The following is a 24681-nucleotide window of genomic DNA, read 5'->3' as shown; positions in this document are numbered from 1 at the left end:
TCTTCACGGGCCCCGCCGGTGTGGCGCGCAAGGCCAGTCCTCGCGCCCTCACGGGGCCCTACCTGATTTCCGATCACGCCCATGAACGCTGAAACCTTCGTCTTCCCCGTCTCGTTCGCCCAGCAGCGGCTGTGGTTCCTGCACCTGATGCAGCCGGACAACCCGAGCTACAACATCGCGGGGGCCGTGCGGCTCCAGGGTGTGCTCGACGTCGGCGCGCTCCAGCGGACCTTCGACGCGATGGTGGAGCGGCATGAATCGCTGCGCACCACGTTCGCGCAGGAGGCGGGACATCCCGTCCAGGTCGTCGCGACGGAGGGCACCGCGCCCGTCGTGCTCGTGGACCTGCAAGCGCTCCCCGAAGCCGAGCGTGAAGAGGCGGCCCGCCAGGGCACCACGGAGGAGACGCGCCGTCCCTTCGACCTGATGCGCGGCCCCCTGCTGCGCGCGCACCTGTTCCGCCTCACCACGACGGACCACGTCCTCGTGATGACGATGCACCACATCATCTCGGATGGTGGCTCGCTGGGCATCCTCATCCAGGAGGTAGCGCAGCTCTACGCGGCCTTCTCCTCGGGCCGTGAGCCGGAGCTGGAGCCCCTGCCCATCCAGTACGCGGACTATGCCCAGTGGCAGCGCGAGTGGCTGAGCACCGAAGGCGTGCTCACCGAGCACGTGGCCTATTGGAAGAAGCAGCTCGCGGGCGCGTCCCTGCTGCAACTGCCCACCGACCACCCGCGCCCGGCCATCCAGACCCAGCGCGGCGCGCTGCTGCCCCTGCACCTGCCGTCCAGGCTCGTGGCGGAGTTGCAGCGGCTGAGCCAGCGCGAGCGGGCCACGCTGTTCATGACGCTGCTGGCGTCATTCCAGGCCCTGCTGTCCCGCTACACCCATCAGCACGACATCCTGGTGGGCGCGCCGCAGAACAGCCGGGGCCGCGTGCAGACGGAGGGCCTCATCGGCCTGTTCGTCAACACGCTGGTCCTTCGCGGCGACCTGTCCGGCAACCCCACCTTCCGCGAGCTGCTCCAGCGCACCCGCGAGACGACGCTGGCGGCCTACTCGCACCAGGACATCCCCTTCGAGCGGCTGGTGGACGAGGTGCAGCCGGAGCGAAACCTGGCCTACACCCCGCTGTTCCAGGTCGCGTTCAACCTCCAGGCCCAGGCGCCGCAGGCGCTGGTCCTCCCCGGCGCGAAGATTGTCCCCATCGAGGTGGAGACGGGCACCGCGAAGTTCGACCTGACGCTGGACCTCCAGGAGAGCGCGGACGGGCTGCGCGGCTTCTTCGAATACAACCGCGACCTGTTCGAGCCCTCCACGATGGAGCGGATGCGCGGGCACTTCCAGACGCTGCTCGAAGGCATCGTCGCGCAGCCGGATGCGCGGCTGGAGTCCCTGCCCCTGCTGACACAGCCCGAGCGCCACCAACTGCTCGACGTCTGGCCCGTCCTCAAGGACTTCTCCGGCCGGGACTGTCTGCACCAGCGCTTCGAGGCCCAGGTCCGCGCACGCCCTGACGCCATCGCCGTGGTGGGCGACGGCGAGCGCCTGACCTACGCGGAGCTGGACGCCCGCGCCAACCAGCTTGCCCATGCGCTGCTGGCGCGTGGACTCGCACCTGAAACCCTGGTGGGCCTGTGCGTGGAGCGCTCGCTGGCCACGGTGGTGGGCATCCTGGGCATCCTGAAGGCGGGCGGCGCCTACGTGCCGCTCGACCCGACGTACCCCGCGGACCGGCTGGCCTTCATGGTCGAAGACAGCCGGATGCCGCTGGTCATCACGCAGCGCGCCCTGGTCGAACGCCTGCCGGCGAGCGGCACGGAGCTGTTCGTGCTGGAGGAGGCCTCGGAGCTGCTCGCGGGGCAGCCCACCCGGGCGCCGGGCCTCGCGCTCGACAGCGACCACCTGGCCTACGTCATCTACACCTCCGGTTCGACGGGCCTGCCCAAGGGTTCGCTGCTGCCGCACCGCAACGTCACCCGGCTCTTCGAGGCGACGGAAGAGTGGTTCCACTTCGACGAGAAGGACGTCTGGACGCTGTTCCACTCCTACGCGTTCGACTTCTCCGTCTGGGAATTGTGGGGCGCGCTGCTGCACGGCGGCCGGCTGGTCATCGTCCCGTACCTCGTCTCGCGCTCGCCGGATGCCTTCTACGAGCTGCTGAGCCAGGAGCGCGTCACGGTGCTGAACCAGACGCCCGCGGCGTTCCGCCAGCTCATCCAGGCCGAGGAGCGCAGCGAGTCCGGCCCGCGTCCGCTCGCCCTGCGCTACGTCATCTTCGGCGGCGAAGCGCTGGAGCCCGCGAGCCTGGTGCCCTGGTTCCGCAGGCACGGCGACACGCAGCCCCGGCTCATCAACATGTACGGCATCACCGAGACGACGGTGCACGTCACCTACCGTCCGATGAGCATGACGGAGGCGGAGCGCACGCAGCAGAGCCCCATCGGCGTGGCCATCCCGGACCTCCAGCTCTACGTGCTGGATGCGCGCCTGGAGCCCGTGCCCGTGGGCGTCGCGGGGGAGATCTTCGTGGGCGGCGCGGGGCTCGCGCGCGGCTACCTGGGCCGGCCCGCGCTCACCGCGGAGCGGTTCATCCCCCACCCGTACAGCCGCACGCCCGGTGCCGCGCTCTACCGCACCGGCGACCTGGCGCGCTTCACGAAGGACGGACAGCTGGAGTACCTGGGGCGCATCGACCATCAGGTGAAGATCCGCGGGTTCCGCATCGAGCTGAGCGAGATTCAAATCGTCCTCAGCCTGCACCCGGCGGTGCGCGAGGCCCTGGTGCTGGTGCGCGAGGACGTGCCCGGCAACAAGTCGCTGGTGGCCTACGTGGCCGCGCCGAAGGAGAGCACGCCCAGCATCAATGACTTGCGGCAGTACCTGCTCGGGAAGCTCCCGGACTACATGGTGCCGGGCGCCTTCGTGATGCTGGAGCAGTTCCCGCTGACCGCGAACGGCAAGGTGGACCGCAAGGCCCTGCCCACGCCGGATCAGTCCCGTCCCGACCTGGGCACGCAGTACGTCGCCCCCCGCACGCGTCCGGAGGAGGTCCTCTGCGCCATCTGGGCGGAGGTGCTGGACGTGGAGCGCGTGGGCATCCACGACAACTTCTTCGCGCTGGGCGGCGACTCCATCCTCAGCATCCAGGTGCTGACGCTGGCGCAGCGCGAGGGCATCCGCTTCTCGCTCCAGCAGCTCTTCCAACACCAGACGGTGGCGACCCTGCTCCAGGCCGCGGAGGTCCGCGCGGCCACGACGGAGGAGCTGCCGCGCACCGAGCCGTTCAGCCTCATCACGCCGGAGGACCGCGCCCGGCTGCCCGCCGACGTCGAGGACGCCTACCCGCTGGCCCGCATCCAGGCGGGAATGCTGTACCACATGGCGTTGGCGCCAAACTCCAACATCTACCACAACACCGACAGCTTCCATTTGCGGCTGCGCGTCCCGTTGGATCCGGTGCGCTTCGAGGAAGCGGTGCAGGCCATCGTCGCGCGTCAACCCGTGCTGCGCACGGCGTTCGACATGACGACGTACAGCCAGCCGTTGCAGTTGGTGCACCGTAGCGCGCACCTCTCCATCGAATTCGTGGACCTGCGCCACCTGTCGGACGCGGAGCAGGACGCGGAGATCCACAAGCTGCTGGAGCTGGAGAAGCAGCGGCACTTCGAACTGTCACGGCCGCCGCTGCTGCGCTTCTTCATCCACCAGCGGGCGGAGGGGTCCTTCCAGTTCACGCTCACCGAGTGCCACGCCATCATCGACGGCTGGAGCCTGCACTCCACGCTGGTGGAGATGTTCAACCACTACCACGCGCTGCAGGGCGGACAGACGCCGCCCCCGGCGGAGCAGACGGGCCTCACCTACCGCGACTTCGTGGCGCTGGAGCAGCGCGCGCTGGCGTCGGAGGAGCATCAGCGCTACTGGCGCGACCAGCTCGCGGGCGGCTCCGTCATGCGGCTGCCGCGCTGGCGGCGTGCGCTGCCGGAGGGCGAGCCGAGGATCGCCACCGTCAAGGTGCCCATCTCCCAGGAGATCCACGCAGGGCTGAAGGCGCTGACCCGGACCGCGTCGGTGCCCTTCAAGAGCATCCTGGTGGCCGCGCACCTCAAGGTCATGAGCCTGCTCAGCGGCCGCGAGGACGTCATCACCGGCATGGGCGTCAACAGCCGGCCGGAGGAAGGCGACGGCTCCAAGCTCCGGGGCATCTTCCTCAACACCCTACCCTTCCGCCTGAAGCTCGCGCCTGGAAGCTGGACTTCGCTGGTCCACGCCGCCTTCGAGAGCGAGCGCACGCTCTATCCCTTCCGCCGCTACCCCATGGCGGAGATCCAGCGGCAGTGGGGCCGTGAAGCGCTCTACGAAGTCATGTTCAACTACATGCACTTCCACGTGCTGCACGACCTGTCCGGCACGCTGGCCTCGGTGGAGACGCTGGGCGTCATCCGCTCCGAGGGCACCAACGTCACGCTGGCGGTGCACTTCCAGACCGAGCCGCACACCCAGGAGTTGACGCTCGAGCTGGACTACAACGCCGTCGAGCTGGAGCACGAGCAGGTGGAGCGCATTGGCGCCTCCTACGCACGCGTGCTGAACGCCCTGGCCTTCCACGCGGAGGAGGCGCACCACCTGTCCTCCGCGCTGCCGCCCGAGGAGCAGCAGCGGATGCTGGTGGAGTGGAACGCCACCTCCGTCCCGTTCCCCAGGACGACGACGTTCCAGGAGCTCTTCGAAGCCCAGGCCAGGATGACGCCGGACGCGGTGGCGGTCGTGGACGGCTCGCGCTCGCTCAGCTACCGCGCCCTGGATGCGCGCGCCAACAAGCTCGCGCACCACCTGCGCTCGCGGGGCGTCGGCCCGGAGCACGTGGTGGCGCTCGGGCTGGAGCGCTCCATTGAACTGCTCGTGGGTCTGCTGGGCGCGCTCAAGGCGGGCGCCGCGTACCTGCCGCTGGACGCCACGTACCCCGCCGAGCGGCTGGCGTACATGCTGACCGACTCCCGCGCGGCGATCCTGCTGACCACGAAGGCGCTCGATGCGACGTTCGCGTCGTCGTACGTCAAGCGCGTCTTCCTGGATGCCTTGGAGTTCATTGGCCCGGCGTCCCCGCTGGCCCTGCCCGCCAGCGCGGGCAGCGAGTCCCTGGCGTATGTCATCTACACGTCCGGCTCCACGGGCCTGCCCAAGGGCGCGATGATCACCCAGGGCGGTCTGGTCCAGTACCTCACCTGGGCCGCCAGGACGTATCAGGTGGAAGCCGGGCAGAGCGCCCTGGTGCACACCTCCATCGCCTTCGATGCCACCGTCACCAGCCTCCTCACGCCGCTGCTGCGCGGCGCGACGGTGCGCATGCTGCCCGCCGGCAACGAGCTGGAGACACTCGCGCGGGTGTTGCAGGAGGAGCGGGGGCACGAGCTGGTCAAGCTCACGCCCGCGCACCTCCAGGCGCTCTCCCATCTGATACCGCCGGCCGCGCTGGCCCGGCTGGACAGCACCTTCGTCGTGGGCGGTGAGGCCCTGGCCCCGGCCACGGCGGAGTTCTGGCGGGAGCACGCGCCGGGCGTCCGGTTGATCAACGAGTACGGCCCCACGGAGACCGTCGTCGGCTGCTCCATCCATGACGTCACCAGCGGCGGCCTGCGCGAGGGCATCGTGCCCATTGGCCGGCCCATCTCCAACACGGAGCTGTACATCCTCGATGAGCGGATGCAGCCCGTGCCGGTCGCCGTGGCGGGCGAGCTGTACATCGGCGGCGCGGGCGTGGCGCGCGGCTACCTGATGCGGCCCTCCCTCACCGCCGAGCGGTTCGTGCCGGATCCCTTCAGCGGCCGGCCCGGGCAGCGCCTCTACCGCACGGGCGACCTCGCGCGCTTCCTGCCGGATGGGACGCTCGACTTCATCGGCCGCCGCGATGGCCAGGTGAAGCTGCGCGGCTACCGCATCGAGCTGGGTGAGATTGAAGCCGCGCTGCGCATGCACACGTCCGTGCACGACGCCGTGGTGCTGGTGCGCGAGGACGAGCCTGGCGACCCGCGACTGGTCGCCTACGTCGTGCCCCGCCCGGAGCGGCAGGTGGAGGCCATCCCCCTGCGCACCCATCTGCTGCAGCGGCTGCCCGGCTACATGATCCCCTCCGCCTTCGTGGCGATGGAGGAGCTGCCCCTCACCTCCAACGGCAAGGTGAACCGCAAGGGGCTCTCCTCGCCCACGCTGCGGGCCATCGACACGGTCGTGGGCCCGCGCAACGACACCGAGTCGCTGGTCGCCAGCATCTGGGCGGACGTGCTGCGCACGGACCGGTTCGGCATCCACGACCACTTCTTCGACCTGGGCGGACACTCCCTGCTGGCCACGCAGGTGGTGTCGCGCGTGCGCGAGGCCTTCGCGCTGGAGTTGCCCATCTCCGCGCTCTTCGAGGCGCCCACGGTGGCCACGCTGGCCGAGCACCTCCAGGCCCTGCGCGCCCACGGAGCCGGCGAGGCGCCCCCGCCGCCGCTCACGGCCTACCCCCGCGAGGAAGCACTGCCGCTGTCCTTCGCGCAGCAGCGCCTGTGGTTCCTGGATCAGATGCAGTCCGGCAGCGCCTTCTACAACATGCCCGCCGTCCTCCGGCTGACGGGCACGCTCGTGCCGGAGACCGTGCGCCGCTGTCTGGAAGAGCTGCTGCGCCGCCACGAAATCCTCCGCACGACGTTCCAGATGAGCGGACAGGCCCCGGTGCAGCGCATCGCTCCGGAGGCGACCCCGGCGCTGGAGTTCATCGACCTGCGAGCACTTCCGGCCGAGCGCCGCGAGGAAGAGGCCCGGCGGCTGGCCACGGAAGAGGCTCAGCGGCCCTTCACGCTGTCCACCGGCCCGCTCTTCCGGGGCGCGCTCATCCGGCTGGGTGAGGACGAGCACCTGCTCCTGCTGACGCTGCACCACATCGTCGCGGACGGCTGGTCCCTGTCCGTGCTCGTGCAGGAGGTGGCGGAGCTGTACCGCGCCTTCTCCGCGAATCAGCCCTCGCTGCTGCCTCGCCTGCCGGTGCAATACGGCGACTATGCGCGCTGGCAGCGCGAGTGGTTGTCGGGCCCGGTGCTGGAGCGCCAGCGGGACTACTGGAAGCAGCGACTGGCGGGGGCTCCGGCCTTCCTGGACCTGCCCACGGACTTCCCGCGTCCTCCCGTGCAGCGCTTCCTCGGCGCCACGCACCAGGGGTTGCTGCTGCCCGAGGACGCGGCCGCGAAGCTGCGGGACCTCTGCCGCCGCGAGAGTGTCACGCCCTTCATGGCGCTGATGGCGGCCTTCCAGGTGCTGCTGCACCGCTCCACCGGCGAGACGGACATCGTCTTCGGCACGGACATCGCCAATCGCAATCACTCCGGGACGGAGGGCCTCATCGGCTTCTTCGTCAACCAGCTCGTCATGCGGGGCGACCTGGGTGGAGACCCGTCCTTCCGCGCGCTGCTCGCCCAGGCGCGGCGGGAAGCGCTGGCGGCGTATGCCCACCAGGACCTGCCCTTCGAGGACCTGGTGAAGGCACTCAACCCCGAGCGCGACCTCGCGTACTCGCCGCTGTTCCAGGTGAAGCTCATCCTCCAGAACGCGCCCTCCTCCGACCTGGAGCTGCCCGGGCTGACGTTGCGCGAGGAGAGCAGCAGCACCGGCGCCGCCAAGTTCGACATGACGTGGGTGGTGACCGACACGGCGCGCGGTCTGGAATGCCTGTGCGAATACAGCACCGACCTCTACACGCAGGCCACCATCGACCGGATGATGGGCCACCTGCGCGAAGTGCTGCTGGGCGCGCTGGCCCGGCCCGAGGAGCGCATCTCCCGACTGCCGCTACTGTCCGCGCAGGAGCGCCATCAAGTCCTCGGCGCGTGGAACGACACGGCGTCGCCCCTTCCCGAAGTCCTCCTCGCCCACCAGCTCTTCGAGGCGCAGGCGGCGCGCACGCCCGACGCGGTGGCCGTCTCCTTCGAGGCACATCAGCTCACCTACCGGGAGCTGGACGCTCGCGCCAATCAGCTCGCCTGGTACTTGAAGGAGCGCGGCGTGGGGCCCGAGTCGCGGGTGGGCCTGTGCGTGGAGCGCTCGCTGGACATGGTGGTGGGCATCCTCGGCATCCTCAAAGCCGGGGGCGCGTGGCTGCCGTTGGATCCCACCTATCCGGTGGAGCGCCTGGGCCTGATGATGCAGGACGCGTCCATCCCCGTGCTCGTCACGCAGGAGCATCTGGCGGAGGAGCTGCCCTCGCTGGGGCTGCTGGTGTGCCTGGATTCCGAATGGCCACAGATTGCCCGGAAGCCCGTGACGCCGCCGGGCGTGGAGCTGTCGCCCGACAATCTGGCGTACATCATCTTCACCTCCGGTTCGACGGGACGGCCCAAGGGCACGCTGCTGTCGCACCGGGGCCTGTGCAACACGGCGCTGGCGGCCGGTCGTGGCCACCGGCTCCACCCCGCGAGCCGCGTGCTGCAATTCGCGGCCTTCGGCTTCGACGCATCGGTGTGTGAGGTCTTCTCCACGCTCCTGGCGGGCGCGCGGCTGTGTCTGGCGTCGCGCGACGACATCATGCCCGGGCCTCCGTTGCAGGCGCTGCTGGCCTCGCAGGCCATCACCACCGTGACGCTGACGCCGTCGGTGCTCGCGCGGCTGGAGCCCACGGGGCTGCCGGCGCTGGAGACGCTCATCTCCGCGGGCGAGACGTGCACGCCGGAGCTGGCGCGCCGGTGGGTGGGCGCCTGCCACTTCATCAACGCGTACGGCCCCACGGAGGTGACGGTCTGCGCGTCGCTGGAGGACCACGTGGATCCGGAGCGGCCCGGCATCGGCAAGGCCTGGCCCAACGTGCGGCTGTACGTGCTGGATGCGCGGATGCAGCCCCTGCCCGTGGGCGTGCCCGGCGAGCTGTACATCGCGGGCGTGGGCGTGGCGCGCGGCTACCTGGACCGTCCGGAGCTGACGGCCGAACGCTTCGTGCCGGAGCCCTTCGGCACGGTGCCGGGCGCGCGGATGTACCGCTCGGGGGACCGCGTGCGGCTGCGCGCGGATGGGTCGCTGGAGTTCCTGGGCCGCCTGGATCAGCAGGTGAAGCTGCGCGGCTTCCGCATCGAACTGGAAGAGATTGAAGCCGCGCTGGCGGAGCGTCCGGAGGTCAGCGCGGTCGCGGTCGCGCTGCGCGAGGAGGCGCCGGGCCGCAAGCAGCTCGTCGCCTACGTCGTCCCCGAAGAGGGCATGAACCCGGAGCCCAGGGCGCTGCGCGACGGGCTGGCCGCACGGCTGCCCGAGTACATGGTGCCCTCGGCCTTCGTCCTGCTCCAGGCCCTGCCGCTGACCGCCCACGGGAAGGTGGACCGCAAGGCCCTGCCCTCGCTGGAGCAGCAACACCCGCAGCAGCGCGAGTCCACCTACGTGGCCCCGCGCACGCCGGTGGAGCAGGCGCTGGCGGACATCTGGGCATCGGTGCTTTCGCGCGAGCGCGTGGGCATCCACGACGACTTCTTCGAGCTGGGTGGCGACTCCATCGTCAGCATCCAGGTCATCGCGCGCGCCACGGAAGCCGGGCTCTACATCACCCCGAAACAGGTCTTCCAACACAAGACCATCGCGTCGCTGGCGCCGCAGGTGGGCCAGGCACAGCGGCCCCAGGCTGAACAGGGCGCGGTGATGGGCCCCGGCCCGCTCACGCCCATCCAGCGCTGGTTCTTCGAGTGGGAGCGCCCCCAGCCCCACCACTACAACCAGGCCGTGCTGTTGGGCTTGCGTCAGCCGCTCGCGCCCGCCCTGCTGGAGGAGGCGCTGCGCGCCCTGGTGGCCCACCACGACGTGCTGCGGCTGCGCTTCGATTCGACGCCCGAGGGATGGAAGCAGACGGGCACGGGCCTGGAGAACACCGTGACGCTGCGTCAGGTGGACCTCTCCGGCCTGGAGGACGGCCCCCAGCGCGCGGCACTGGAAGTCGAAGCACAGCGGGCCCAGGCGGGCTTCCGTCTGGAGCAGGCCCCGTTGATGGCCGCCGTCCTGTTCGACTTGGGCGCCCAGCGTGGCACCCGCCTGCTCCTCGCCATCCACCACCTGGTGATGGACGCGGTGTCCTGGCGCGTGCTGCTCATGGACCTGGAGTCGGCGTGCCAGCAGCTCCTGCGCGATGCCCCGGCGTCGCTGCCGCCGAAGACGACGTCCTTCCTCGCGTGGGCCCAGCGACTGGAGCACCACGCGCAGGGACCGGAGCTGGAGCAGGAGGCCGCGTACTGGCTGGGACAGTCCAGCGACGTGCAGGCCCTGCCCGTGGACGACGCGACGGGCGCGAACACGCACGCGTCGGCCCGCACGGTGACGGTCTCCCTGGAGACCGAGGAGACGCGGCTGCTGCTCCAGGAGGTGCCGAAGTCCTGGCGTGCCCGCATCGACGAGGTGCTGATTGCCGCCCTGGCCCAGGCGCTCTCCTCCTGGACGAACCAGTCCCGGGTGCGCGTGCAGTTGGAAGGCCATGGCCGTGAGGAGATCTTCGAGGACGTGGACCTGAGCCGCACGGTCGGCTGGTTCACGACCACCTATCCGGTGACGTTGGAGCTGCCCGAAGGTGGCACGCCCGGGTCCCGACTCCGGGCGGTGCGGGACGCGTTGCAGCAGGTGCCGCGCAAGGGCCTTGGCTACGGCCTGCTGCGCTACCTGCGCAAGGACGACGTGGGCCAGCGGATCCAGGCACAGCCCGAGCCCCAGGTGTCCTTCAACTATCTGGGCCAGCTCGACTCGGCCTTGTCGCCCGCGTCCTTGTTCACCGCCGCGGATGAGCCCTCCGGCTCGCCGCATGGGAGCCTCGGTCGGCGCCGGCAGGTGCTGGACGTGAACGCCCATGTGCTCGGCGGCAGGTTGGAGGTGTCGTTCACCTACAGTCAGGCACTGCACCAGCAGGCCACGCTGGAGAAGGTGGCGGCGAAGTACCTCCAGGCCCTGCGGACGCTGGTGGCGCAGCGGACCTCCGAGGACGCGGCGCGCGTGTCGCCCGGGGACTTCCCCCTGGCCCCGCTGTCGCAGCCCGCGCTGGACGAACTGGTGCGCACCAGCCCCGGCATCGTGGACCTGTACCCGCTGTCTCCCATGCAGCAGGGCATGCTCTTCCACGCCCTGTTGGATCCCCGGGAGAGCGTGTACTTCGAACGGGCCGCCTGGACGCTGGAGGCGGACCTGGACGTGGCGGCGCTGCGCCGCGCGTGGCAGCAGATCATCGCGCGCTACCCCATCCTGCGCACCCGCTTCGCGTGGGAGGGATTGGCGCAGCCGCTCCAGGTCGTCCAGCGCGAGGTCCACCTCCCGTGGGAGGAGCACGACCTGCGCGACAAGCCGCCCGAAGTGCAGCAGCGCTGGCAGTCCGATTGGATGGCCACGGATCAGGCGCGCGGCTTCAATCCGAAGCAGGCCCCGCTGATGCGCGTGGCCGTGCTGCGGCTGGCGGAGCGCAGTTGGCGCGTGGTGTGGAGCTTCCACCACCTGCTCCTGGACGGATGGAGCGTCGGCCGGGTGCTCAACGAGATGCTGGCGTTCTACGACGCCGCGACCCGCCAGCAGCCGCTGCGGATGGAAGAGCCCCCGCTCTACCGGGACTACGTCGCGTGGCTCGTGAAGCAGGGAACGACCCACGCCGAGGGCTGGTGGCGTGAAGCGCTGAAGGGCTTCGGTGAGCCGACGCCCCTCCCAGGTGAGTCCGGAGGACAGGCCCGGAGCGCGCCGCAGGTGATGGGCGAGCGCAGGCGGCACCTGTCCGCCGAAGTGACGGAGCGGTTGCGCGCCCTGTCGCGCCGCCATCAGGTGACGCTCAACACGCTGGTGCAGGCAGCCTGGGCGCTGGTGCTCGGACGACATGCCGGCGCGGAGGACGTCGTCTTCGGCGCCACCGTGGCTGGCCGTCCGCCTGAGTTGCCGGGCGTGGAGCAGATGGTGGGCCTCTTCATCAACACCCTGCCGGCGCGCGTGAAGCTGCCGCCCGAGCAGAAGGTGGTGGACTGGCTGAAGGCCTTCCAGGACTGGCAGGTGGAGCGCGCGCCGTACGAGTACGCCCCGCTGGTCCAGGTCCAGGGCTGGAGCCCGGTGCCGCGTGGCACGCCGCTCTTCGAGAGCATCTTCGTCTTCGAGAACTACCCCGTCGAGGAGGCGGTGCGGCAGGGCGCCAGCCAGTTCGAGATCCGGGACGTGGTCGCCCAGGAGCGCACCAACTACCCGCTGACCCTCACGGCCCACGCCGACCGGGAGCTGCTGCTCCACATCGACTTTGAATCCCCCAGGCTCGAAGCCGCGGCCGTGGAGCGGATGCTCGAACAGATGGGCACGGTGCTGGAGGGCATGACCGAAGCGGAGGACAAGCGCCTGTGGCAGTTGTCCCTGCTCACGGGGGCCGAACGTCACCGCGTGCTGGTGGAGTGGAACGACACCCGCGTGGAACCCGGCCAGGCGGCCTGCCTCCCCGAGCTCATCGAAGCCCACGCGCGGCGGACGCCCGATGCCATCGCCGTCGCCTCACCGGGAAGCGCGCCGCTCACCTACGGGCAGTTGGAGGAGCGCGCCAACCGACTCGCGCACCATCTGCGCGCTCGCGGCGTCGGACCTGAGCACCTCGTGGGCGTCTGCCTGGAAAAGTCGCCCGAGCTGATCATCGCGCTGCTGGGCATCCTCAAGGCAGGCGGCGCGTATGTGCCGCTGGATCCCTCCTACCCCTCCGAGCGGCTCGCGCGGATGATCTCCGAGGCCCGCCTGTCCCTGCTGCTCACGCAGCGGGACATCGCGGAGACGCTGTCGAAGCCCGCCGTGGAGCTGTACCTGCTGGAGGAGGAAGCCCCCGCGCGGGCCCTGCTCCCCGCGAACGCACCGCCCTGGCGCTCCTCGCCGGAGGAGCTGGCCTACGTCGTCTTCACGTCCGGCTCCACGGGCACGCCCAAGGGCGTCATGGTCTCCCACCGCAACTGGGCCAACGCGTACCTGGGCTGGGAGCGCACCTATGAGCTGGCGGAGGGCTGCCGCAGCCACCTGCAGATGGCGAGCTTCTCCTTCGACGTCTTCGCGGGCGACTTCGCCCGGGCGATGGGCTCTGGCGGCAAGCTGGTGCTCTGCCCCCGCGAATGGCTGCTGGAACCGACGAAGCTCCATGCCCTCATGAAGGATGAACAGGTGGACTGCGCGGAGTTCGTCCCGGCCGTGCTCCGGGGCCTGCTCCAGCACCTGGAGGACACGCGGCAGCGGCTGGACTTCATGCGCGTGCTCATCGCGGGTTCGGATGCGTGGTTCGTCAGCGAGTACCACCGGCTGCGCGGCGTCATCGGCGGCACCACGCGGCTGATCAACTCCTACGGCGTCACCGAGGCCACCATCGACAGCACATGGTTCGACGGCGACGGCCTGGGCACGGAGGGCAACCAGCTCGTGCCCATCGGGAAGCCCTTCGCGAACAACCGTCTCTACGTCCTGGACACGCACCAGCAGCCGGTGCCCGCGGGCCTCGCGGGAGAGCTGTTCATCGGCGGCGAGGGCGTGGCGCGGGGCTACCGCCTCCGCCCGGAGCTGACGGCCGAACGCTTCGTGCCGGATCCCTTCGGGCCTCCCGGCGCGCGGCTGTACCGGACGGGAGACCGGGCGCGCTACCTGCCGGACGGCAACATCGAGTTCATGGGCCGCGCGGACACCCAGGTGAAGCTGCGCGGCTTCCGCGTGGAGCTGGGAGAGATTGAGTCCACGCTGGGACGGCACCCTTCCGTCCAGAGCGCGGTCGTCGTCCTGCGGGAAGACCCCAAGAGCCCCCGGCGCCTCGTCGCCTACGTGGTCGGCGCCTCGGAGGCGTTGGACACCACGGTGCTCCGTGACTTCCTGCGTGAGCGACTGCCGGACTACATGATCCCCGCGCTCATGGTCCGGATGGACGCGCTCCCGCTGACGCCCAACGGGAAGGTGGACCGCAGGGCCCTGCCCGCGCCGGATGCCACCGCGCGCGCCGCGGAAGCCCAGTTCGTCCCGCCTCGTTCGCCCACGGAGACGGAGCTGCTCGCCATCTGGCGCGAGGTGTTGGGGCTGGAGTCCATCAGCGTGCTGGACACCTTCTTCGACATCGGCGGGCACTCGCTGCTGGCCACGCAGATCATCTCCCGTGCGAACACCGCGTTCCAGGTGACGCTGCCCCTGCGCGCCCTCTTCGAGTACCCCACCATCGCTGAGCTGGCGGAGCAGGTCGTCCTCGCGCAGCTCGAACACGCGGACTCGGTCGCGCTCGCGCAGGCGATGGACGAGGTGGACGGTTTGTCGGAAGAGGAGCTGGAGAAGCTGCTGGAGGGCGCCAATGAGTGAGCTGTCCAAGAAGCTGGCGGGGCTCTCCCCAGAGAAGCGCGAGCTCATCCTGCGCAAGCTGCGCCAGCAGAACGCGCTCGCGACGCCCCAGGCGGTGGCACATCCCACCGCCATCCCCCGGGCGTCCCGGGATCAGCCTCTGCCGCTCTCCTTCCCGCAGCGACGCCTGTGGTTTCTGGACCAATTCGAACCCGGCACGCCTGCCTACAACATCCCGGAGTTCGCGCGGCTGCTCGGACCCCTCCAGCCCGACGTGCTGGAGCGAAGCCTCAACGAAGTCATCCGGCGCCACGAGGGCCTGCGCACCGTCTTCGTCTCCGAGGGCGGCGAACCGCGCCAGTCCGTCCTCCCCCGCCTGACCGTCCCGCTGCCTGTGGTGGACCTGTCGCACCTGCCCGAAGCCGAGCGCGGCGGGCGCTGTCAGGCGCTGGCGCTCCAGGTGGCCGGAGCGTCCTTCGACCTGGCCCGGGGGCCGCTGCTCCAGACCACGCTGGTTCGGCTGGCACCGGAAGAGCACGTCCTGCTGCTCGTGGTGCACCACATCGTGTCCGACGGCTGGTCCACGGGCATCCTCGTCCGGGAGCTGGCCGCCCTCTACGACGCCTTCAGTCGGCAGCAACCCTCACCGCTCCCCGAACTTCCGCTGCAGTACGCCGACTTCGCGGTGTGGCAGCGGGAACACCTGCGCGGGGACGTGCTCACCTCGCAGCTCGACTACTGGCGCAAGCAGTTGGAGGGCAGTGACAGCGCGCTGATGCTGCCCACGGATCGGCCGCGTCCCCGGGTCCGGACCCATGCCGGTGGCAAGCAGTCCTTCCGCGTGGACGCGGCGGTGACGCGACAGCTCCGGGGAATCGCGGGCCAGGAGAAGGCGTCGCTCTTCATGGTGATGCTGGCGTCACTCCAGGCCCTGCTGTTCCGCTACACGCGCGAGCCGCGGATCAGCGTGGGCACGTACATCGCCAACCGGAACCGGACGGAGGTGGAGCCGCTCATCGGCTTCTTCCTCAACACGCTGGTCATGCGCACGGACCTGTCCGGCGACCCGACCTTCCGCGAGCTGCTGCGGCGCGTGGTGGACGTGACGCTGGGGGCCTACGCACACCAGGACGTGCCGTTCGAGAAGCTGCTGGAGGAGCTGACGCCCACTCGCGACACCAGCTTCTCCCCCTTCTTCCAGACGATGCTCGTCCTGCAGAACACCCCCGAAGCCTCGACCGGGCCCAGCCGCCTGCGCCTGGAGCCCTTCTCCGTCGCGGGCGAGCCCCATGCCCAGTTCGACCTGACCCTCTGGCTCGTGGAGGAGGCCGAAGGCCTGGAAGGCATCTGGGAGTACAACCGCGACCTCTTCGACGCCTCGACCATCGAGCGCATGGTCGCCCACTTCCAGACGCTGCTCGCCGGCATCGCCGCGCATCCTGAACAGCGGCTGCGCAAGCTGCCCCTCCTCCCGGAAACGGAGCGGAACCGGCTGCTGCGCGAGTGGAACCAGACGGAGCGCGCTTTCCCCGCGCACGTCTGCCTGCACCACCTCATCGAAGGGCACGCGGCGCGCACGCCCGACGCCATCGCCGTGGTGGATCCGACGCGGCGCCTCACCTACGCGGAACTCGACCGTCAGGCGAACCAGCTCGCACACCACCTGCGCACGCTGGGCGTCGGACCGGGGCGACTCACGGGCATCTTCCTGGAGAAATCCGTGGAGGTGGTGGTCGCGGTGCTCGCCGTGCTCAAGGCCGGTGGCGCATACGTCCCGCTGGATCCGTCGTACCCGCAGGACCGCACGGCGCTGATGCTCGCGGACAGTCGGCCCCAGGTCCTCGTCACGCGCGACACGCTGCGCGCCGTCCTGCCCGCGTCACTGCCAGCGACGGTGTGTCTGGATACCGACGCGCCCTCCATCTCCCGCCACCCCGTCACGTCCCCCGCGCAGGCCGTGGAGCCGGAGCAACTGGCCTACGTCGTCTACACGTCGGGATCCACGGGGCGACCCAAGGGCGTCATGGTGACGCACCGGAGCCTCGCCAATGCGTACTTCGCCTGGGAGGACGCCTATCGGCTGCCTACGCTGCGCGCCCATCTCCAGATGGCGAGCTTCTCCTTCGACGTCTTCTCCGGCGACTTCACGCGCGCCCTGGGCTCCGGCGCGACGCTGGTCCTCTGTCCCCGCGAGTGGCTGCTCGAACCGGAGCGGCTGCACGCCCTGATGCTGCGCGAACAGGTGGACTGCGGTGAGTTCGTGCCTGCGGTGGTCCGCCTGCTGATGGGCCACCTGGAGGAGCAGCGCCAGCGCCTGGACTTCATGCGGCTGGTCATCGTCGGCTCCGACACCTGGGACATGCGCGAGTACCACCAGCTCCGCGCCCTGTGCGGCCCGCAGACGCGGCTGGTGAGTTCCTACGGGCTCAGCGAGGCGACCATCGACAGCACGTTCTTCGAGAACGCCACGCCCACGCCCAGCGAGCAGATCGTCCCCATTGGCCGCCCCTTCGCCAACAGCCGGATGTACCTGCTGGACGCCCAGATGCAGCCGCTGCCCATCGGCGTCCCCGGCGAGCTGTACGTGGGAGGCGACGGACTGGCGCAGGGCTATTGGGGTCAGGCGGGCCTCACCGCCGAGCGTTTCGTCCCCAGCCCCTTCGACACCACGCCCGGCGCGCGCCTGTACCGCACCGGCGACATGGCGCGCTACGCGGCGGACGGGACCATCGGGTTCATCGGCCGCAACGACTCGCAGGTGAAGATCCGTGGCCACCGCATCGAGCTGGATGAAATCAAGGCGAAGCTGCTGGAGCACGCCTCGGTCCAGGCCATCGAATTGCTCGTGCACGAAGAGGACGGCAACCGGCAGCTCGTCGCGTACCTCACCCTGACCGTTCCTGGCGCGGTGGGGCCGGAGGAGCTGCGGCAGCACCTCAAACAGCACCTGCCACCGTACATGATCCCTTCGGCCTTCATCCTCCTGGAGGCGTTCCCGCTCACGCCCAACGGCAAGGTGGACCGCAAGGCCCTTCCCGCGCCCAAGGGACTCCAGCGCGCGCAGCAGGAGGACTTCGTCGCCCCGCGCGACGAGGTGGAGCGCCAGCTCACGGCCGTCTGGGAAGAGCTGCTCTCGATGCGGCCCATCGGCGTGCACGACAGCTTCTTCGACCTGGGCGGACACTCGCTGCTCGCCGTGCGGCTGACGGTGCGGATCCGCGAGCAACTGGGACGCACCCTGCCCCTGGCCACGCTGTTCCAGGGACCCACCATCGAACAGCTCGCACGGGCCCTCCGGGACGATGCGCCCGCGCGGCCCTGGTCGCCGCTGGTGGAGCTCCACTCCGGCCATGGACAGCCTCCGCTGTTCTTCGTGCCGGGCGCGGGAGGAAACACGCTCTACCTGCGGGACCTCGCGAAGCGGCTGGGCTCCACGCGCACCGTGTATGGCCTCCAGGCCCGGGGGTTGGATGGGCTCACGCCCGCGCACCAGTCCGTGGAGGAGATGGCCGAGTGCTACGTGGAGGCCCTGCGACAGGTGCAGGCACACGGGCCCTACTTCCTGCTGGGCCATTCCTTCGGGAGCTGGATTGCCTTCGAGATGGCGCAGCGGCTGCGCAAGCAGGGAGAGACCGTCGCCTTCCTCGGCGTCCTCAACACCACCATTCCGCTGGAGCCCGCCGCGCACACGGAAGCCCCCGCGTTCGACGACGCGGACTGGATGGCCAGCGTGGCCAGCACCGCGGGCCGCCTCTATGGCGCGGACCTCATCCTCACCGCCGAGGAGCTGCGCCCCCTCTCTCCCGAGGAGCGACGCGCGGAGCTGACCCGACGGCTGGTGGCGACGGGCCTCCTGCCGCCCGGCACGAGCAGCCAGCACGTCCACGGTCTCATCGAGGTCTACAAGACCGCGTATCGGATCGACTACCTCCCCCGGGACACCGTCCCGGTGCCCATCACCCTCTTCCAGGCCCACGAGCGCCACGAGGATGACGGCATCGTCCCGACCGACTTCGCGGGCGATGCGACCTGGGGATGGAAGCGCTACACGGACCGTCCCGTCCACGTCGAACAAGTCCCGGGCGATCACATGACGATGATGGTCGCCCCGCATGTGGAGCCGCTGGCGGAGAAGCTGCGCGAACACCTGGACCGCGCCCGGGCAGAGGTCTCCGGATGACGACCACCGCCACCGAGACGGAACACCCGTCGTTCCCCCTCGCGTTCGCCGTCCTCATCTGGCTCGGCCAGTGCGTGTCGCTGCTAGGCTCCGGACTGACCAGCTTCGCGCTGGGTGTCTGGATGTACGAGACCACCGGCGGGGTGACGCGCTTCGCGCTCGTCATGCTGTCCGCCACGCTCCCGGCCATCCTGTTGGGACCGGTGGCGGGCGCGTTGGTGGATCGCTGGAACCGCCGCTGGGTGTTGATCCTCAGTGACTCCGTCGCGGGCCTGATGTCACTGGCGCTCGCGACGCTGCTGTTCAGTGGCCACCTCCAGCCGTGGCATGCGTACGTCACCACCGCCGTCGTGTCGGCGGCCAGCGCGTTCCAGCAACCGGCCTTCGGCGTCCTCGTCTCCACGGTCATCCCGCCGCAGCACCTGGGCCGAGCCAACGGGATGGTCCAGTTGGGGCTGGCCGCCTCGCAGCTCATCGCGCCCATGGCGAGCGCCTCGCTGATGGCCACCATTCACCTCCAGGGCATCCTGGTCATCGACGCGGTGACGTTCGTCCTGGGCACGCTGCCGCTGCTGCTCTTGCGCATCCCGAAGCGGTTCCTGACGACGCCCGCCCAGGAGGAGCGGCCGTCGCTGGGGGAGTCGGTGCGCGCGGGAGCGCGTTACCTGGGCACGTCGCCGGGCCTGCTGGTGCTCATCGCGCTGCTGGCCACGAGCAACTTCTTCGTGGGCGTCGTCGAGGTGCTGGTCACCCCGCTGGTGCTCTCCCTGTCCAACGTGAGCGCGTTGGCCGCGCTCACCACGGCGGGCGGGGTCGGCCTGCTCGGGGGCAGTCTGGCGATGAGCGCCTGGGGCAGCCCCAAGCGCATGGTCTACGGCATCCTCGCGGTCCAGTTCACCAGCGGGGTGCTCTTCATCCTCGTGGGCTGTGTCACTTCCATCCCGCTGCTGACGGGCATCGCGTTCTGCTTCTTCTTCAGCATCCCGCTGGTCAACGGCGCCAGCCAGACGCTGCTCCAGCGCAAGGTCCCCCTGGAGCTGCGCGGGCGCGTGTTCGCGTTCACCGGAACGCTCACCGGCGCGATGCTTCCGCTGGCCTACACCCTCTCCGGACCGCTGGCGGACCGGGTGTTCGAACCGGCCCTGCGTCCGGGCGGTGCCCTCGCCGCGCTCGTGGGCGGCTTCATCGGCGAGGGCGCGGGACGGGGCATCGCGCTGATGTTCATCCTCGCGGGCCTCCTGATGATGCTCGTCACCGTGCTCGCGGCGCTCTCGCGGCCCCTGCGTGGACTCGATGGACCCGACGCCCCCACTGCCAGCGACGTCGCCGGCAGCCCCTGATCTCTTTCAAGACCTTCGAATCACCGGAGCCCGCACACCATGCCTCCCGTCAATGCACCCGCTGAGACCCTGACCGACCTGCTGCGCTGGCGCACCCAGCGCCATCCGGAGTCCTACGCATATACCTTCCTGCCGGACGGAGACGGCGCCGAGCAGAACTGGACCTACGCGGAGCTGGACCGGCAATCGCGCGCGGTCGCGGCGCAGTTCCAGGCGTACAAGGCCAACGGCGAGCGGGCGCTGCTGCTCTACCCGCCGGGCCTGGAGTACCTGGGCGCGTTCTACGGCTGCCTCTACGCGAACGTCATCGCGGTGCCGGCCTATCCGCCGCAGTACTTCCAATCCATCTCCCGCATCCTCTCCATCCTCCAGGATGCCCGGCCGCGCTTCGCGCTCACGACCGCCGCCATCCTGGAGACGGTGCGGGCCCTCCAGGGTGACTACCCGCAGCTCGGCGACATCCAGTGGATCGCCACGGACGCGCTGCCGGCGGGAATCGAGGAGACGTGGAAGGCGCCCGCCGTGAAGGGGGATGATCTGGCGTTCCTCCAGTACACGTCCGGATCCACGTCGACGCCCAAGGGCGTCATGGTGCTGCACCGCAACCTGATGTCGAACCAGGCGATGATCCAGCGCGGCATGGCGCTGGACGAGCAGTCCACCATCGTCAGCTGGCTGCCGCTCTACCACGACATGGGTCTCATCGGGACCGTGATGCAGGCGCTCTACAACGGCTCGCGCGCGGTGCTGATGTCGCCGTGGTCCTTCCTCCAGCGGCCGTCGCGCTGGCTGCGCGCCATCAGCCATTACCGTGCGGATCTCAGCGGTGCGCCCAACTTCGCCTACGCGCTCTGCACCCGGAAGGTGAAGCCCGAACAGCAGGAGGGGCTGGACCTCAGTGGCTGGCGGGTCGCCTTCAACGGCGCGGAGCCCGTGCGCGCGGACACGCTGCACCGCTTCGCGGAGGCCTTCGCCCCGGTGGGCTTCCAGCGTCAGGCCTTCTACCCCTGCTACGGCCTGGCCGAGGCCACCCTCTTCGTCACGGGCGTGACGCCCGACAAGGGGTTTACCGCGCGCACGGTGGACGCGGGCGCGCTGGAGAAGCACCGCGTCGTCACGGTCGAGCCGGGCACGGCGAACGCACGGCAGGTGGTCAGCAGCGGAAGGAGCTGGGGCGACTCACGCGTGCGCATCGTGGAGCCGGAGACGTTCAAGGCCCGAGCGGACGGCGAGGTGGGCGAGATCTGGGTCGCGGGTCCCCACGTCACCCAGGGTTACTGGGGCCGCGCGGAGACGGACACACAGACCTTCGGCGCCCGCATCGCCGGCAGCGACGAAGGCCCCTTCCTGCGCACGGGCGACCTGGGCTTCATGCTGGACGGGGAGCTGTTCGTCACCGGGCGGCTCAAGGACATGATCATCATCGACGGTCGCAACCACTATCCCCACGACATCGAGCAGACCGTCGAGTCGCAGCACCCGGCCTTCCGCGTGGGAAGCTGCGCGGCGTTCTCCGTCGAGCGCGACAACGAGGAGAAGCTGGTGGTGTTGATGGAGGTGGACCGCCGCTACACCCCGGCCGCCGGAGGCGAGTCCGCCCTGGAGCTGAAGCAGCTCACGCGCAAGCTCCAGCAGGCCGTCGCCGCCGCCCACTCCGTGGAGCTGCACGACTTCGTGCTGTTGCAGGCGGATGAGATCCTCAAGACCTCCAGCGGCAAGGTCCAGCGCCGCGCGTGCCGCGAGAAGTACCTGGAAGGCTCACTCCAGCGCTGGCAGGGCTGACGTCTCCCCAGGGCGCGGAAGGACGTTCTCCTTCCGCGCGCCTGCAGGAAGCCCTACTGCACGACGACCTTGCGCATCTCCACCGTGAAGGGCTCCGGCGGCAGGAACCCCGTCACGCGCGGGCTCTTCATCACCGTGCCGTCCGGATGCACGAAGGCCACCGTGGGCAGGCCCTCCACGCCCAGCTTCTCCATCAGCGCGTCCAGGTGGTCCTCGGTGTTCGTCGCGTCGATCTTGATGGTGAGGAACCGGCCGGACTCCGCCTGGGTGATGACCATGCTCGACGGGTAGGTCTCCCGGTCCAGCTCCTTGCAGGCCGCGCACCAGTCCGCGAAGAAGTCGATGAGCACCGGTCGCCCCTCCGCCTTCGCGGTCGCGAGCACCTGTTCGAACTGGCGCGGATCAAACGGCGTCTGCTTGGGCGGCATCACGTGGTGCCACTGCCAGGACGGAGCCTTCGGGGGCTGCGCCAGGCCCATGCGCACCCACAGCTCCCCCGTGGGCCGCGCGTCCAGCGCGCCGCCGCGCACCACCAGCGCGCCCACCACCAGCACCACGCCCAGCGCCTTGAAGCCAAAGTCGCGCGCGCCTTCCTTGAAGGAGCGGTGCACCGCGCCCGCCAGCACGCCCAGGGCCGTCAGCACCGCGGCGATGAGCGCCCCGGGCACCTGCCCCACCTGGTTGCCCAGCGTCTTCACCGTGTCGCGCGCCCAGGGGAAGGCGTCCTTCAGGTACGAGAACGCGAGCGCCACCAGCATGATGCCCAGCACGCTCTTCACCCACTCCATCCACACACCGCCGCGCGGCAGCCGCACCGTGAACACGCCGATGAGGAAGAACGGCACGCCGATGCCCAGCGCGTAGATGAACAGCAGCGTCGCGCCCAGCGTCGTGTTCGCGGACTTCGCCACGAACGCCAGCAGGCCCGTCAGCACCGGCCCCGTGCACGGCGCCGCCAGGAACCCGGACACGCTGCCCATCAGGAACGCGCCCGCCACGCCCGCGCCGCCCACGTGGCTCAGCTTCGTCTGCAGCGACGACGGCAGCGCCAGTTCGAACGCGCCGAACATGGACGACGCCAACAGCAGCAGGAACAGCGCCAGCACCGTCACCACCACCGGGCTGCCCAGCATGGAGCCGAACGCCTGCCCCGTCTTCGCCGCCAGGATGCCCAGCGCGCTGAACACCACGCCCATGCCCACGATGTACGACGAGGTCAGCGCCAGCGAACGGCCCCGCCCTTCCGCCTTCCGCGCGCCGAACACCGACACGGTGATGGGGATGAGCGGGTACACGCACGGCGTCAGCGCGGTCAGCAGCCCTCCCGCGAACACCACCCCGGCGCCCCAGAGGAGACTGCCGGACTCCAGGAACCGGGCCGCGTCCAGCCCGGCGCTCGGGCCCGTGGGCAGCACCCACGGCACCACGGCCACCGCGAGGCCCGCCACCACCGCGACCGCCGCCGCCGTCAGCTTCATTCCATTCATGCGTGCCTGGCTCCCCGCTCGTCCCGGATCCGGGAGGCTCCCTTCTATATGCGGAGCCCGGCGGGGCGGCTACTCCACCGGCATCGCATGAGGGGGCACCGGCACCTTCAGCCCCGCCGAGCGCGCCAGCCCCATCACCCCCTCCACCGCGGCGGCGATGTAGCCAAAGGGGTTCGCGCCATCCACCGCCGTCACGTGCACCTCGCCCATCTTCTGCTGGAAGGCCGCCGCCACCTGGGGGAGCTGCCGCGCCAGCGTCATCTGGATGACCTCCGGGCTCACCGTGTTCTCGATGTCGCGCAGCGCCTTCGCCCGCTCCAGCTCCAGGCCCTGCTGCGCCCGGGTGCGCCGCAGCTCCAGCTCCGCGATGCCGACCTCCGCCTCCGCGACGGACTGCTTCGTCAGCAGCACCTGAAGCCGGGCGGACAGGTGCTCGGCCTCCTGCCGGGCCTCCGCCAACTGGATTTCATGGCGCGCGGCCTCCGCCTCCTGCTGCCGACGCAGGCGCTCCAGCTCCACCTGGGCCTTCGCGACCTCCGCCTCCTGCGCCAGCCGCAGCTGCTCCAACTCGCCCTGGGCGCGGTTGAACGCGAGCTGCCGCTCACTGTTGAGCTGCGCTTCGGCAAGCCGGGCCTCCGCGGCCAGGGACTCCAGCCGGGCCTGTTCCTCCGCGGCCTGCGTCTGCATGCGCACCTCCTCCTGCGCGGCCAGCTTCGCGAGCGCCACCTCGCGCTCCACGGCCGTCTGCTCCTGCTGCGCCTGCCGCTCCTGCGCGAGCCGGGTGCCGGCGACGCGTGCCTCCACCGCAAGCTGCTCCAGCCGCGCCTGCTCCTCGGTGGCCTGCGTGCGCTGGCGCACCTCCTCCCGCGCGGCGAGCTTCTGGAGGTTGAGCACGCGCTCGCCCTCCGTCTCCTCGCGCCGCACGAAGCGCTCCTTCGCGAGCTCCGCCTCGCGCGCCTGCCGCTCCTGTTCGCGGCGGAAGCGGGCCTGCATGTGCTCGAAGACGGACGCGGACAGCACGCGCACGTCCTGGATTTCAATCGTGTCCAGGAGCACGCCCCAGCCCGTGTCGGTGCGGTCCTGCAACCGGCCCTGCCCGGAGAGCACGGGGGCAATCTCCCGCATCAGCTCCTCCGCGATGCCCTCCTTGCGCCGCGTGAGGCACTCCTCCACGGTGAGGTTCGCGACGAGCCGCCGCGCCGCGCCCACGAACATCTCCCGCAGCAGCTCCGCCAGCTTCTCCTGCGCCCGCTCCGGGTAGCTGAAGTTGAGCATCCGGAAGGCCACCAGCGGATCCGCGATGCGGTACACCGCGAGCCCCGTCACCGCCACGCCCACCTTCTCGCTCGTCACCTGATCCGCGGTGAACTGCAGCCGCTGGATGCTGGTGGGCACGATGGCCACCGAGTCCCCAGGCAGCTTGAAGCAACTTGCGCCCTGGCCACTCACCTCGCGCACGCGCCCCCGGCGCATGTGGATGAGGAACTCGCTGGGCCGCGCGGTGATGAGCCCCCAGCCCTTCACCTTGTCCGGATCCTCCGCCGGCTTGCCCGCCCGCCACCCGTCCGTGTAGCGGGAACGCTCCAGGCCCCCC

6 protein-coding genes are annotated in these 24681 nt (G+C 70.2%); 4 read left to right on the top strand and 2 right to left on the bottom strand.

Annotated elements, in window-relative coordinates; genetic code table 11:
* Positions 1 to 81 precede the first annotated feature (81 nt).
* The 4 genes from D7X74_RS14360 to D7X74_RS14345 are packed head-to-tail and all read left to right on the top strand — an operon-like array spanning position 82 to position 21600.
* On the top strand, positions 82 to 14319 hold the full coding sequence (locus tag D7X74_RS14360) for a non-ribosomal peptide synthetase (RefSeq protein ID WP_120533520.1): 14238 nt from the start codon (positions 82 to 84) through the stop codon (positions 14317 to 14319).
* On the top strand, positions 14312 to 18478 hold the full coding sequence (locus D7X74_RS14355; protein ID WP_120533519.1) for an amino acid adenylation domain-containing protein: 4167 nt from the start codon (positions 14312 to 14314) through the stop codon (positions 18476 to 18478). Before D7X74_RS14360 ends, D7X74_RS14355 begins: the two co-directional genes overlap by 8 nt.
* Positions 18475 to 19818, top strand: a complete 1344-nt coding sequence (locus D7X74_RS14350) for an MFS transporter (RefSeq protein ID WP_120533518.1) — start codon at positions 18475 to 18477, stop codon at positions 19816 to 19818. Before D7X74_RS14355 ends, D7X74_RS14350 begins: the two co-directional genes overlap by 4 nt.
* A gap of 39 nt (positions 19819 to 19857) precedes the next feature.
* Complete coding sequence (locus D7X74_RS14345; RefSeq protein ID WP_120533517.1) at positions 19858 to 21600, top strand: fatty acyl-AMP ligase; 1743 nt, start codon at positions 19858 to 19860, stop codon at positions 21598 to 21600.
* A gap of 53 nt (positions 21601 to 21653) precedes the next feature.
* Here D7X74_RS14345 and D7X74_RS14340 read toward each other — a convergent pair whose 3' ends face one another.
* Both D7X74_RS14340 and D7X74_RS14335 read right to left on the bottom strand, forming a co-directional pair.
* The gene (locus tag D7X74_RS14340; RefSeq protein WP_120533516.1) at positions 21654 to 23087 is read right to left on the bottom strand and encodes a protein-disulfide reductase DsbD; all 1434 of its coding nucleotides are present in this window, start codon (positions 23085 to 23087) and stop codon (positions 21654 to 21656) included.
* Positions 23088 to 23156: 69 nt separating this feature from the next.
* The coding region (locus D7X74_RS14335; RefSeq protein WP_233602098.1) for an SPFH domain-containing protein at positions 23157 to 24681 on the bottom strand (1525 nt) is incomplete at its 5' end.

The sequence above is a fragment of the Corallococcus sp. CA047B genome (genome assembly GCF_003612065.1).
Lineage (GTDB): Bacteria > Myxococcota > Myxococcia > Myxococcales > Myxococcaceae > Corallococcus > Corallococcus praedator.
Note: the sequence above shows the minus strand (reverse complement) of the source record. Positions and strands in the feature narration are given on the sequence as shown.